Raw genomic sequence first — 13519 nt, 5'->3', positions numbered from 1 at the left:
CTCCTCCACAAGGGCGAGGAGCCACCCCGTCGCTCCCGGATTCATGCGGCGATTTCACTGTATCCAGCGTCGCCAGCCACCAAGTCGCCGCGTTCACCGGCGTCATAGGCCCGCCGTCCCCATATCAGGACGTAGCCCCAGTAGGCAGCCAGCACCGCCAGGCCGATGCCGATCTTGGCCCACACCGGAAGCGGGCTGGGCGTGACAAAACCTTCCACTAATCCGGAAACGAACAGCACCAGCACCAACCCCAGGGCCACGGTGATCAGCGACCTGCCTTCGTCCGCCACGGCACGTCCCCGCGTCCGTGGTCCCGGGGACACCATGGCCCAGAAGATCCTCAAGCCCGCCGCGCAGGCAATAAAAACAGCCGTCAGTTCCATCAGGCCATGCGGCAGGATGTAGCTGTAAAAGACATCCTGCCGGCCCACGGCGGCGAAAACTCCGGCGGCGATCCCGACGCCCTGGGCGTTCGTGAACAGGATCATGGGTACCCAGAAGCCGGTGATGCCCAGGGCCACCGCCTGCGCGCTGATCCAGGCATTGTTGGTCCAGACGGCCCCCGCAAACGAGGCCGCAGGATTTTCCGAATAGTAGCCAATGAAGTCTTTCTCGACGTACTGCCGGACCGCAGCCTCGGAGGCAACGGACCGCAGGGCCTCGGGGGACGTCCCGATCCAGAGCGCGTAGGCGCCGGCAACCAGGATAAATGCGGCGCCGCAGGCCACCGTCAGCCACCGCAGGCGGTACAAAGCCGCCGGCAGGGCAGCCACGAAGAACCGGGCCAGGTCCGCCATCACGTTGGACCGTGCGCCTGTGAAACGGGTCCGGGCCTGGGCCAGGGTGGCGGACAAGGAAGCCGACAGGCCGCTCTCCGGGGCAATCGACCGGATGAAGGAAAGGTGGGCCGACGTCGACTGGTAAAGGCGCAGCAGTTCATCGGCCTCTTCGCCGCTGAGGCGCCGCTTATGGGCGAGCTGGTGCAGCCTTGACCACTTGTCCCCGTTGGCGGCGGAGAAGGCATCCATATCCACGGCAACAGCCTAGCCGCCATAGACTGTGAAGGTCCGCAGGATGGCTGACCAGGGATTGGGGTATCCGCTTGAGTTCGATAATCACCGGCGAGGCCGTTGTCCTGGAACTGCGCCCCGCATCCTTCGCCGCCCGTGCCCTTGGCCTGCTGCTGGATGTCCTGTTCAACATCATCCTGCTGGTCCTGATCCTGCTGGGCGTCGCAGCCGCCGGCCAGGACCTTGACGAGGCAGCAATGCGGGCGCTGACGCTGGTGAGCGTGGTCTTCTGCTTCGTGATTGTCCCGGTAGCCGTGGAGACCCTCGCCCGGGGGCTCTCGCTCGGAAAACTGGCGACCGGCCTGCGTGTGGTCAGGGACGACGGCGGCGCCATCCGGTTCCGCCACGCCGTGATCCGGGGGCTGACTGGATTCCTGGAAATCTACCTCACCCTGGGTGGCCTCGCCATCGGCGTCGCCCTCTTCAACAGCCGCTCCAAGCGGCTGGGTGACATCCTTGCCGGCACGTATGCGCTGCGCCGCCGCGTGCCGGCAGAGGTACCGGTCCGCGTCTTTGTTCCCCCACAGCTTCAGGGCTGGGCCACAGCTGCGGACATCGGCCGGATCCCGGATGCGACCGCACGGCAGGCCGCCCAATTCATCCGGCAGGCCGGACGCATGTCACCGCTGTCCGCCGCCGGAATGGCAGCGTCGATCGCCACGGAACTGGCCGGGCATGTGGCCCCTCCGCCGCCCCCGGGAACCAGCCCGGACCAGTACCTGGCGGCCGTCACCGCCGAACGCCGTCACCGTGAACTCGCGCGGCTGCAGCAGGCCCGGCGCCGGAACGCGGCCACGGCGGAGCGGTTGGACCGCCTGCCGTTCGGGCCATAGGCCTGAACCTCGTCCTGGTCCTGGGCCAAACGGTGCTTAGTTGTTGTACTCCGCCCAGGGGATGTTCCAGTCGCCATAGCCGTCGTCGACGGCGGCGTAGTCGCCTTCGGTGTTGATGATCTGAACCACATCGCCGGTGGTCATGTTCTCAAATACCCAGGCGGCGCCGTCGGGAGCGAATCCGATGCAGCCGTGCGATACGTTCGTGTTGCCGATGAAGGGGTAGGCGGACTCCAGCGCCTGGTGGATGAAGGCGCCGCTCAGGGTGAGGCGGATGGCATACTCCACGTCCACTTCGCCGTAGTAGGCCGGATCGCCGGGCTTGAGTCCGATGCTGGCCGCCCGGAAGCGGTCATAGCGGTTCTTTTCCATCAGAACCGCGTAGCCGCGCGCTGACGGGAAGCGCTGATCGCCCATGCTGACCGGGAGGGTTTTCACTACCTGGTCATTAACGCTGAGCGTGAAAGTGTGTGCGGCGGCATCGGCGATAGCCACCCGCTTGTCACCGAAATTCACGGTGACCTTTTTGTTGAAGTTGGCAATCTGGCCGTTGCCGAGGTCCACGCCGAAAAGCTGCATGTCCATGGTGACGGTGGAGTTCGCCGCCCAGAAGGCTTCCGGGCGGTACCGGACCATGGTGTCGCTGAACCAGTGGAAGGCCCCGGCCTGCCCTGCGCTGGAGGTGATTTTGATGGCCATTTCCACGGCATCCCGGTTGACCACCGGTTCGCTGAAGATGACCTGCAGCGGCTGGCCCACGCCAACCTTCATCCCGTCCAGCGGGTAGATGGCAGCATCCGCCTCGTGCGTGCTCGAAACCGTACTGAACGAGTTTGTTGTGTTGGTATCCCGTCCCGCCCCGTCAGTGACCACATACGAGTAGCTGTACTCGGTGTTGAATTTCAGCGGGTCTGTCGCTGTCCAGGTGCTGCCGTCCCCTGCAAAGGTGCCGTGGACTACTTCGCCGGCGGTGCTGGTCAGCGTGACGCTCTCGATCCTGCCGTTGCCCACCTTAAGCGACACCGGCATTGCCGGGTTCACCTGGTTTGCGGCGTTGGCTGGCGTGACGTCCACCTTGACCGGGGCCACCACGGGCGATGCGACGCCCGGCACGGACCGGACTGCCGAGCTGGCTTCGGACTCCAGGCCACCGCGCGCAAAACCCGGCGCGACGGCGGCGAAGACGCCGCCCGTTGCGGCAAGGACACACACGGCTGCCACCAAGAGAATTTTCTTGGCGGTCCCCCGCCGGCGTGGCTTAACAACAGGTTCCATAGTCCGATCTTAATGCTTGGACATAACAGCCCCGGGCGTGGTCTGCACCCGGGGCATCACACGTCAGTAACGATAGTGCTCGGGCTTGTACGGTCCGGCGATGTCCAGGTCCAGGTAGTCGGCCTGTTCCTTGGAGAGTTCCGTAAGCTCCACGTCGAGGGCGTCGAGGTGCAGGCGGGCAACCTTTTCGTCCAGGATCTTAGGCAGGACATAGACCTGGTTGCTGTATTCGCGTTCGCCTTCGGGCTGGTCCCGCTTGGTCCACAGCTCGATCTGGGCGATGGTCTGGTTGGCGAATGAGTTGCTCATCACAAAGGACGGGTGGCCGGTGGCGTTGCCCAGATTCAACAGGCGTCCCTCGGACAGGACGATGATGGAGCGCTCTTCGGCGGTCCCGGCGTCGAGCACCCACTCATGCACCTGCGGCTTGATCTCCACCTTCTTAATGCCGGGGATCCGCGCCAGACCGGCCATGTCGATCTCGTTATCGAAGTGGCCGATGTTGCCCACGATGGCTTTGTCACGCATGCCGGCCATGTGTTCGGCCAGGATGACGTCCTTGTTCCCTGTGGTGGTGATGAAGATGTGGCCTTGGCTCAGCACCGACTCCAGCTTGGCCACCTGGTAGCCGTCCATGGCTGCCTGGAGGGCACAGATGGGGTCGATCTCTGTGACGATGACGCGGGAACCCTGGCCGCGGAATGCCTCTGCGGCTCCCTTGCCGACGTCGCCATAACCGCAGACGACGGCCACCTTGCCGCCCATCAGCACGTCGGTGGCGCGGTTGATGCCGTCAGGCAGCGAATGGCGGATGCCGTACTTGTTGTCGAACTTGCTCTTGGTGACCGAGTCGTTGACGTTGATGGCCGGGAACAGCAGCTTGCCCTGTTCAGCCAGCTGGTAGAGGCGGTGCACGCCGGTGGTGGTTTCCTCGGTGACGCCGCGCAGGCTGGCCCCGATCCGGGTCCACCGCTGCGGGTCTTCCTGCAGCGAGGCGCGCAGCACGTCCAGGAAGATCCTGCCTTCCTCGGACTCGTCTTCGCCTGCCGCCGGTACAGCGCCGGCAGCTTCGAACTCAACGCCCTTGTGGACCAGCATGGTGGCGTCGCCGCCGTCGTCCAGGATCATGTTCGGGCCGAGCTCCGGATCGGTGTCCGCGCCGGGCCAGGCCAGGATCTGCTGTGCAGTCCACCAGTATTCCTCCAGCGTCTCGCCCTTCCAGGCGAACACCGGGACACCCTGCGGGTCCTCGACCGTTCCCGTGCCCACCACGACGGCTGCAGCGGCATCGTCCTGGGTGGAAAAGATGTTGCAGGAGGCCCAGCGGACCTCGGCACCGAGGGCCGTGAGGGTTTCGATCAGGACGGCAGTCTGGACCGTCATGTGAAGGGATCCGGCGATCCGGGCGCCCTTCAGCGGCTGGGTGGGTCCGAACTCCTTGCGGAGTGACATCAGGCCTGGCATCTCGTGCTCGGCCAGGCGGATCTGGTGGCGGCCGGCTTCGGCCAGCGAGATGTCGGCTACCTTGTAGTCAAATGTCATGGGGTTCCTTTGCTTTTGTCCGACGGCGGCGACGGCGTTGAAGCCTCTGCGCGAAAGTCGACCGCTGGTGGTGGTACGTGTTGTCCAGGCGTTGCCTAGGCAGTAGCTGCGGTTTTGTCCGTGGCGGGGCTTGGGTCCGTGGCCGGCCGGACGGCGTGATCGTGCTGGTCCGAGCCGGCAGCCGTGGCGGCCTGGAGAAGTTCCGGCGGCAGCAGCAGCGGGATACCGTCCTCGATCGGGTAGCGCAGCTTCACGCCCGAATCTCCCGCCGCCGTCGACACAAGCTCTTCGCCTTCCTGGACAAGGGGCGATCCGGTCACGGGACAGCGGAGGACGGACAACAGTTCAGGACTGATCTTTGGCATGATTGGTGCTCCCGACAGGGGCGCGTTCGCGCCGTTGGCTGACTGATTAGCAGGTTCCAGCCTACCGCCAGATCCGCCTCAGGAAGGTTCGCGCAGGACGCGCAGATGCCCCCGGCGGACACCTTCGGTGCCGGCCGGGGCCTCCAGCGCTGAATGCGAGCCACGCTGACCCGGCGTGGTCTGCGACTTGGGCGGCTGGGCCGCTGCTTCGCGGACCGCGTTGGCGAGGGCCAGGAGGTCGTCCGGTCCGGGCTGCTGCGGGCTTGTGGGCATCGCCAAGCGAAGCACTTCCCAGCCGCGGGGCACCGTCAGCGACCCGGCGTGCTGCTCGCACAAATCGTAACAATGCGGCTCGGCGTAGGTGGCAAGCGGACCCAGGACGGCGGTGGAGTCGGCATAGACGTACGTCAAAGTTGCCACCGCCGACTGACGGCAGGCTGACCTTGAACATTGACGGATAGCTCCCACGACATCACAGACTACTCCGTATCCCAACTTGTTCGGAGTATTTGCCGAATCGGCGCCGCGCCTTGGCGCGAAAACCGGGGTTATGTCGCGTAATTCTGCGCCCGGGTTTACAGTCAAGGTATGCAGTCATCGAACCATGATTCAGCTTTTACGGTCCGTTTGGCTGACCCGGATGACCGCGCCGCAGAAACGGGTTCGGGTTCGCCCGGCCGAAGCTTTGCGATGCGCCGCCGGAACCGCCACGGTCGCGGCCTGCGCGGGGAGCTGGTGTTGCCAACGCACCCCGGTTACAGGACACGGTCGGACCGCTTTGACGACATGGTGCTGGATTCCGCGCAGCGGCTCCACGACATCTGGGGCAAAACGCTCGACGGCGTCCGGTTTGCCGTCGACGAAATACCCCCGCAGCTGGAGCAACTGGTGGCCGACGCCGCACCGCCTCCCATGGGCGCCTACACTCCCGCCACGGCAGAGGAAGGCCCGGTGATCACCCTGTACCGCCGGGTAGTTGAGCAGGGTTGCGCCAGCCGGGAGGAACTCCAGGACCTGGTGCACGACGTCGTCGTGGAACACACCGCCGAAATGCTCGGCGTAGCGCCGGAAACCCTGGATCCGGTCTACCGCCGCCGGTACTGACGCCGCCGGTACTGTCCTGTCAGTACCCCAGGGAGACCGGCACCTTTTCCTGCCCTGAAGCCGCCGGCGTGAAGGCGACCGTGGAGATGTCGTCCCGGCCGTCCTGCTGCAGGAGCAGCGCGCCGTAGGCAGCGTCACCTGACGCGGAGACAACGTACGCCACCACTACCGACTCGTCCACCTTCTCGGGGACCTTGATGGACGTTGTGGTGCCGCCGGCGACGTCGGCAGTGGCGGCCGCGCGGATCTTGCCGTCCGCGGTGATGGCAGCGTAGGAGACCGTGGCCCGGTTCTCGAGGACGCCGAACACGAGGGTTCGGTCACCGCCATGGGGCACGGGCACCACATGCTGGCTTCCCAGCCGGACACCGGAGGCAGCCCAGGCGACGTCCGAGGCCTTCTCGTTCGTGACGCCCCGGGTGACGCGGGTTGCGGCCACAAATGACACGTCCGAACTGGTGGACACCGTGTAGTGGCCGGCGGGGACGCCAGCCAGGGAAATCTCGGTGACGGACCCGGCTTTTGCCGTGACAACGCCGCCGCCGGGGAGGGCTTTCTGGCCGTCCCGGCCGAAGAGCTTGACCTCCACTACCGCGTCCGACGGTCCCGGAACCGTGATGGCCAGCGCGGGGCCGGCGTCGTTGAAGCCGCTGTTTCCCGTCAATGCGGAGATCGCGCCGGCGTCTTGGATGTCCACTCCGGTCATGACCTGCCGTGCGGCAGGTGCGGCGCCCGGAGCAATGAAGTCGACGCCGCCGGGCGTCAGTCCCCTCAGGACACTCTGCTGGATAGACGCGGCCACCGGACCGCCGGCGCTCCGGACATGGACGGTGAGCTGGGCTTCACCAGGGGCCAGGCCAGCCAGCACGATTGAGCGGGTACCTCCCGGCGCGACCAGCAGCCCCCTGCTGCCCGGGGCCCGGATCTGACCCTTGCTGCCGAAGAGCTCCAGGCTGACGGTGGCAGGTGTGCTTGAGGCGTTGCTGAGGACAAGAAGGGAGGTGCGGCCCACGGTGGTGCTGGCACCGGACAGCCAGAGGTCGTTGGCGGGCGGCTGGCAATTGGCAGCCGCCGAGCCCTGCAAGTCACCGTCGGTGGCGGTGAATCTCATAAGCCCGGCGGCTGAGGGCTTCTGGCCTGCCTGGGCGTCGGCGCTCAGGAAGCTGGCATCATCCACGCTGTGCCCGGCGACGACGCCGGCGGTCAGGTCCTGGGGACCTGTCCCCTGGCCGGGCTGGCTGCCGTCCTTGGCGATCTCGACGGCGGGCGTCCCGTCAAGGGCGGCGAGCCTGCTGCCGGGGAGGACACCGCCGGGGGCGCTCAGGACGGCGCCCGTGACAGCGCTCTTGGCGGTCGCGGATTCGGGGCTGAACTGGGGGTCGGTGCCCGCCTCTGTTCCTTCGAGCAGGCGGGCCGGGCCAGGACATACCCCCGTGCTGGCGCCTGCGGGAACTGCAGCCAGCACGGCCGGGATGCTGCGGCTCCCCGCCGGCTGCGGGGCGACCGAGGAGGCTGCGAGTCCCGCGCCGGCTGTGGCCACAATCGCCACGGCCGAGACCAGGCCTGCCAGCATCTGCTTGCGAGGGGTCCTGCGGGCTGCGTCCTTATGCATTCTGATGTTCCTTACGCAAAGATCCCTCGTCCCTCGAGAGCCCTGTGTTGGGCCGGCGCGCGGGCATGGGAATGGCGAGCATCACAGTGAGTCCTATCACCGTGATCTGTGCGATTCCGGACCAGAGGGCCCACGGGGTGTCGTAGCGGATGGTCAGCTGGCCGGCGGTGGCAGGCAAGGTAAAGGCCTGGGCCGAGCCGGATGTTGTGGCAGTGAGCTTCCGCCCGTCGAACCAGGCGCTCCAGCCCGGGTCAGCCCGTTCGGCGAGCACCACCAGCCGCCCCTCCGGTCCCTCGGCGACGGGGGTGTCGACGTCGTCGTATTTGGAGGGCACCAGTGCCACAGTGGCGCCGGTGCCGTCCACGATCCTGACGCGATGGGCAACGTCGGCGGGCTGCAGTACCGGCTGGTTCAGCGGCGTAATCCGCCAGAGCCAGCCGACATCCGTCTGGCCGACGGCAACGAGCCCCGGAACTGCGTCCATCCTGCTGGCCGTGAGCTGGGCGGCGGTATCTGCCGAGCGCAGCACCACGAATCCGGCACCAAGGCGCTCGAGCTCGGGACGGGGGTCCACGCCTTGGCCGGCCACCAGCGTGGCCACCACGCTGCGGATGGACGCCGTGACGTCGTCGTCCTCCCTGACCGTCTCCTGGCCGGGCGCGCCCAGGATGTTCCGGGCGGCGGCAATCGTTGACAAGCTGTCCAGGGTGGTCCCGGCGCCACGCATCAGGGCCGCGTCAAAGGAGCCGTTCTCCTGGGTGCCGATCAGCAGCGTGCGTGTCTGCTCCGGCCCGGTGCCACGGTCTATGGCGGTGGCGGGAAGCGTCCTGGCGCTGCCTGGCTGCACCAGCCGTGGCGTTCCCAGCGCGGGCCCTGCCGGCACGTCGGCCGGGAGTGCAACGGCTGAGGAACGTAGCAGGTTCTGGGCCGACCACACCGCCATGCCGGCCAGCGGACCGGCCAGCAGCACCACCATGGCAAGGGCCGTCGCGGAGCGAAGGGCCACGTTGCGCCGAATACTGGGCGAGGCTGCCCGGTCCGCGGCATCAAGCAAACGCTCGGCACCAATCAGGGCGGCTCCGAGCAGGGCGAACCCTGCGGCGGAGACGGCTGGTCCGGTGAACGGGGTCACGAGGGTGTCGGCAGTTGCGCCGGTGGCAACGTGCCCCGCGAGCCGGCCACCGGCGAAGATCACCAGAGCCGCCACCCAGAGAACACGTGCTGTCCTGCTGCGCATACCCGGGAGGAACAGGGCGGCAACGGCAAGCAGCAGGACGGGAACGGCCAGCAGAAATGCGAGCACGAGTGCCCATGGGATCGCCTGGCCGCTGAAGAACGGAAGGCCGGACAGGCCACCGTCGGCGGAGAACAGCAGCGGCTGGCCCAGGAACTGCTGCCACAGCGGGGCCGCCTCGAATCCCAGCGGAACACCGGGGTCTGCCAGCAATGCCCGCGGCCGGTCGATAACGGACAGCCCGAAGGGAAGAAAGAGCGCGGCGCTGGGCAAAAGAGCCCACCACACGGTGCGGCCACGACGGCCAAGCATCAGCCCGCAGAGCACAATAACCACAACGGCCGGGACTAGCAGTGAAGGCGCCGACGCGGTCACAACACCCAGCGTCAACCCTGCGGCGGCGGCAGCAGTCCAGGACGGCATGCCGTTGATCCCAGGCCGTGCGGGTGGTTTTTCGGTGAAACGCCCGTCACCCGGGGACGGGACAATGAACCGTCCGTGGCCCACAGCGGACCCGGTGGCACGCAGGAGTGCCAGGACGAGCAGCGGGATCATGATGTGGGCCACCAAGGCACCGGCCCGGCCCTGGTTCAGTGCTATCTGCAAGGCAGGAGCGGCCGCCCAGAAGAGTGCGGCAACGAGGCGGAAGCGGCGCCGGATGGTCAGGCCCCCGGCCGCAAACCATGCGGTCAGGCCGGAAAGCGGGGCGGCGAGCAGCAGGAGCCAGGCCATGGCCGCGTTGGCGTCTCCCCCGCCGAGCAGGCCAAGGATCCACAGCACATAGCCGAAGGGGTCGCCCTTGCCCGGAAGCCCTGCCCCCAGGCTGATCCACCAGCTGGAGGCGTGGTGCCAGATTTCGCCAAGGGTGGAGGACACCGGAATGAGGCCTCCACCGGAAACAGCGTCGGCCCGGAACATCCCGCTGAGCGCTGTGAGGGAAGCTGCGGACGCGATGATGATGGCGGCGATGGCGCCTGTCCCCACCCATCCCCGTTCGGTGGTGGTCAGGGCAGCGAAGTCATCCGATGAGTCCCCCGTGGGCTGGTCCGCCAGGGGGTCATGGACAAGGCCATCGGCCGTGGAGTTGTCGGCGCCCAGGGCTTCCATCAGGGAGCGGCGGTGGTTCCAGACTTCACGCCGTGGCGTCTGCAGCTTCTTGATGACGGACCGCCGGATCCGCCGGCTGTTTGCCGCGGTCCGGCGGGCCTTTGCCACGGCACCGGGCCGGGCCAGGGCAGCGAATGTGGCCACAAGCTGGGAGAAACCGTGCCCGGGATCCTTGACCGCAATGCTGAGCACGAGTTTGAACATGCTGCCAAGCAGCGCACCGACCGCATGGATAGGCACCTTCCACAGCGGGGCGTGCTTGAGGCGCAGATGGACCTGGGCTTTTCGCGCCGCGGAAGCGTTTCCCTGGGCATGCGGCCGGTGGGCCACGTGGAACATCCGTGCAGTGGGAACTACCACCACGCGGTGCCCGGCGAGGCGGTTGCGCCAGCAGAAGTCGACGTCGTCGCCGGTGCCCGGCAGTGCGGGGTCGAAGCCCTTCAGGAGTTCCCAGATATCACGGCGGACCAGCATGCCGGCCGAGTTCACCGCAAACGCGTCGGTGCGGCCGTTGTACTGGCCCTGGTCCAGTTCGTCGGCATCGATCAGGGTAAGCCGCTCGGCCCAGCGGCTGGTGGAGAGTCCGACGTCGATCAGCCGGCGTTCCGAGTGCCAGTCCAGTTGCTTGCAGCCGGCCACGGTCACGGATGGTGCGCGCTCCACCGCACTGAGGAGTTCGGCCAGCGCCTCCGGGGCCGGGGCCGCATCGTCGTGCAGCAGCCAGACCCACTCTGTGGCGGCGCGCTGGGACTGGCCTTCCCAGGGCGTGTGCTTGTTGAGCCCGGCGCGCACGGCGCCGCCCATGCCGCTCTTGCCGGGCGGAAAGGTGCTCACATTGGTTGCGCCGAAGGCCCGTTCCAGGAGGACGGCGGAGTCGTCGCGGGATCCGGTGTCCACTCCGATGAGGGAGTCCGCGGGCCGGGTCTGGTCCGCGAGGGCAGCCAGGGTTCTGGGGAGATAGGCACTGCCGTTGTGGGACACCACAACGGCAGTGACATGTACTTCCTGAAGAATTAGATTGCTCGCTTCCTTAGCCGCCGGCGCTCACGCTCGGAAAGGCCACCCCAAATGCCAAACCGTTCGTCGTTTGCCAACGCGTATTCCAGGCACTGCGACCGCACATTGCATGCACCGCAGACCTTCTTGGCGTCGCGCGTGGATCCGCCCTTCTCCGGGAAGAAGGCTTCCGGATCCGTTTGCGCGCACAATGCATCAGTCTGCCAGCCGAGTTCACCTTCGTCGTCGAAGTCCTGCCTGAACGGCAGTCCGATCCACACCGGCTGGGAACTTGTTCCCTGTGCCGGGGTGCGCAGTTCCATGGGCGGATCCAGGTCGTCATCGTCCTGGTCGTGTCCGCCGTCAAGGAGTGCTTCGTGCGCCGCCAGGAAGGCTGTGGCCTGGTCCTGGAGAGGGTCTTTGGTATTGCGATTGTAACGGTCCGCGGCGTCGGGATCCGCGGGATCGACGAACCAGTCGCTCGGCACCCCCCGTGCGCGGTATTTTGCCGTTGCCAGTCCGGCGACGACGGCATCTTCATGGATACGCTCTGCTTGCCCCACGGCGACCCTCCCCAAATGTTGCAGCCCTTGCCTGAATACTTGGACACTCGGTTGCGTGTCCGTATTTATGCAGTGACTTTCGATATCTAATTACACGCGTGTAACTAGTGGGGAGTCAAGCCGTGGACGGATAATAATCAACTTTCCGGGCCAATCCCGGTCACGCCACGCCCGGGAGTTTTCCGAAGGTCCGGCGCGCGGAGGCCCGGCAGTCCGCATCGGCGGCCAAAAGGTCCCGTTTCCGCTGAATAGCGGCCAAAAAATACAGGCGCAGCCCGAATTAGACAAATAAGATGACAAACTCCTGTGAGTAACATCACAGCCCGGCCGGACCCGACCAGGACCCTTAGGGACTCGGTGCGCGGCATCCCTGCCAAGGACGCCCCACCGGGTCCGTGACAAGATAAAGCCATGAGCATCCCGGCGATAGATCTGATGACCTCCCTGCGTTCCGGCCACGCCACGTCGCCCCGCCTGACCTGGTACGGCCCGGACTCCGAGCGCGTGGAACTCTCCGGTCGTGTGCTGGACAACTGGGTGGCAAAAACCAGCAATCTGCTGCAGGACGAACTTGACGCCGAGCCCGGCATGCGACTGACTCTTGACCTGCCAGCCCACTGGAAGTCAATGATCTGGGCACTGGCCGCCTGGCAGCTGGGCATGGAAACAGTCCTGGGCGGCGGGGAGGCGGAGCTCATGGTCACCGACAGGCCCGGAACCGTTGAGGGGCAGCACGACGCCGTTATCGCCGTCGCGCTGCCAGCCCTGGCGATGCGGTGGCCTGGTGACCTGCCTGCCGGAGTCATCGACTACGCCGCCGAGGTGCGCTCCCATGGTGACGTCTTTATGGCGCACACGGACCCTTCGGCGGCCGGCTGTGCCATTCGGGCTGGCGGAGGCCAGCGGCACATCCACGAAAGCCTGATCACTGGTTTTGCGGCGCCGCATGAGGAAGGCGTCAGGCTTCTGGTCCCGGCCTCTGAAGGGCTGGAGCCGGCGCTGGCGAACTCACTTGGCGCGTGGCACAACGGTGGTTCAGTGGTGCTGGCTCACGCCGATGTGGAGCTGACGGACAAGCTGCTGGCCGCAGAACGCATCCACGGCAAGTAGCTTTCCCGGCACGGCCGGGTTAGGGCCGCTGCCGGCGGCTTTCCGGTGAGTCTGCCTCCGGCTGCTCCCCGTGCTGGGCGACGGCAGCAGCGGCAGCTGCCTTCTCACGATGGTGCCGTTCGATGAGCTCGTGGTCGTGGGAGAACTCCGGCTCCTGATCCAGTTCTTCGTTGAAGACCCAGAACCGGTAAGCGAAGAAGCGGAAGATGGTGCCCAGGACCAGGCCCACGACGCTGCCGGCAATAAATAGCGAGGGCTTGTCGTTCAGGTCCAGGATGTATTTCGCGAACCAGACACAGCCTGAGGCGATCAGCAGTCCCACCAGGTTCATGACGGCGAACAGCGCGGCCTCACGGGCCACATTGGCCTGCTTGCGGTGTCTGAACGTCCAGTAACGGTTGGCAACCCACGAGAAGATGCTTGCCACGATGGTTGCCATCGCTTTGGCCCAGACCTCGCTGCCGTGCATCGGTCCGGTGAACAGCCAGATGAAGATGGCCGAGTCAATGACGAAGGCCACACCGCCCACGGCTCCGAACTTGGCCACTTCACGCCAAAATAGCGAGGCGAGCCCCCGGATACGATCTGCAAGTGCGCTAAACATGACCCTCCATGGCCGTCAGTTCATTGGGCCACACGGCCAGAGGTCTATTTTAGACCCGAAATCGGTGAACCCGCCCCACGCGGAGTGAAGGGTGATCGCGGAAA

General features: G+C 66.3%; 12 protein-coding genes. 3 read left to right on the top strand and 9 right to left on the bottom strand.

Features of this window, described 5'->3' with window-relative positions; all coding sequences use genetic code 11:
* Nucleotides 1-41: 41 nt before the first annotated feature.
* Nucleotides 42-1034: a stage II sporulation protein M gene (locus tag NG698_RS00960; protein WP_252601030.1), complete on the bottom strand. Its 993-nt coding sequence runs from the start codon at nucleotides 1032-1034 to the stop codon at nucleotides 42-44.
* 68 nt (nucleotides 1035-1102) lie between these two features.
* Between NG698_RS00960 and NG698_RS00955 the strand changes: the two genes are divergently transcribed.
* Nucleotides 1103-1903, top strand: coding sequence for an RDD family protein (locus NG698_RS00955; protein WP_252607819.1), 801 nt, complete (start codon nucleotides 1103-1105; stop codon nucleotides 1901-1903).
* Nucleotides 1904-1939: 36 nt separating this feature from the next.
* On the opposite strand, the gene NG698_RS00950 is transcribed toward NG698_RS00955, so the two are convergent.
* From NG698_RS00950 to NG698_RS00935, 4 genes are all read right to left on the bottom strand, one after another.
* Nucleotides 1940-3178, bottom strand: a complete 1239-nt coding sequence (locus NG698_RS00950; protein ID WP_252607818.1) for a L,D-transpeptidase — start codon at nucleotides 3176-3178, stop codon at nucleotides 1940-1942.
* A gap of 63 nt (nucleotides 3179-3241) precedes the next feature.
* The gene (ahcY, locus tag NG698_RS00945) at nucleotides 3242-4720 is read right to left on the bottom strand and encodes an adenosylhomocysteinase (RefSeq protein ID WP_248761945.1); all 1479 of its coding nucleotides are present in this window, start codon (nucleotides 4718-4720) and stop codon (nucleotides 3242-3244) included.
* Between the two features lie 95 nt (nucleotides 4721-4815).
* Entirely contained in the window at nucleotides 4816-5085 is a 270-nt protein-coding gene (locus NG698_RS00940; protein ID WP_104061004.1) for a Trm112 family protein, read from the bottom strand.
* A gap of 78 nt (nucleotides 5086-5163) precedes the next feature.
* Entirely contained in the window at nucleotides 5164-5553 is a 390-nt protein-coding gene (locus NG698_RS00935) for a DUF3499 domain-containing protein (protein ID WP_058929636.1), read from the bottom strand.
* Between the two features lie 120 nt (nucleotides 5554-5673).
* On the opposite strand from NG698_RS00935, the gene NG698_RS00930 reads away from it, so the two are divergent.
* On the top strand, nucleotides 5674-6189 hold the full coding sequence (locus NG698_RS00930; RefSeq protein ID WP_058929637.1) for a metallopeptidase family protein: 516 nt from the start codon (nucleotides 5674-5676) through the stop codon (nucleotides 6187-6189).
* 19 nt (nucleotides 6190-6208) lie between these two features.
* Here NG698_RS00930 and NG698_RS00925 read toward each other — a convergent pair whose 3' ends face one another.
* From NG698_RS00925 to NG698_RS00915, 3 genes are read right to left on the bottom strand one after another with little or no spacing between them, the layout of a single operon-like run.
* Complete coding sequence (locus tag NG698_RS00925) at nucleotides 6209-7801, bottom strand: DUF5719 family protein (RefSeq protein ID WP_252601021.1); 1593 nt, start codon at nucleotides 7799-7801, stop codon at nucleotides 6209-6211.
* The gene (locus NG698_RS00920) at nucleotides 7794-11126 is read right to left on the bottom strand and encodes a glycosyltransferase family 2 protein (RefSeq protein WP_252601020.1); all 3333 of its coding nucleotides are present in this window, start codon (nucleotides 11124-11126) and stop codon (nucleotides 7794-7796) included. Before NG698_RS00920 ends, NG698_RS00925 begins: the two co-directional genes overlap by 8 nt.
* 29 nt (nucleotides 11127-11155) lie before the next feature.
* Nucleotides 11156-11701: a WhiB family transcriptional regulator gene (locus NG698_RS00915; RefSeq protein ID WP_252607817.1), complete on the bottom strand. Its 546-nt coding sequence runs from the start codon at nucleotides 11699-11701 to the stop codon at nucleotides 11156-11158.
* Nucleotides 11702-12112: 411 nt separating this feature from the next.
* Between NG698_RS00915 and NG698_RS00910 the strand changes: the two genes are divergently transcribed.
* Entirely contained in the window at nucleotides 12113-12811 is a 699-nt protein-coding gene (locus NG698_RS00910; RefSeq protein ID WP_252607816.1) for a TIGR03089 family protein, read from the top strand.
* Between the two features lie 19 nt (nucleotides 12812-12830).
* On the opposite strand, the gene NG698_RS00905 is transcribed toward NG698_RS00910, so the two are convergent.
* On the bottom strand, nucleotides 12831-13415 hold the full coding sequence (locus NG698_RS00905; RefSeq protein ID WP_252601014.1) for a GtrA family protein: 585 nt from the start codon (nucleotides 13413-13415) through the stop codon (nucleotides 12831-12833).
* Nucleotides 13416-13519: the final 104 nt, after the last annotated feature.

The sequence above is a fragment of the Pseudarthrobacter raffinosi genome (genome assembly GCF_023913735.1).
Classification (GTDB): domain Bacteria; phylum Actinomycetota; class Actinomycetes; order Actinomycetales; family Micrococcaceae; genus Arthrobacter; species Arthrobacter raffinosi.
The sequence above is the reverse complement of the archived record's forward strand: the minus strand, read 5'-3'. Positions and strand labels throughout refer to the sequence as shown.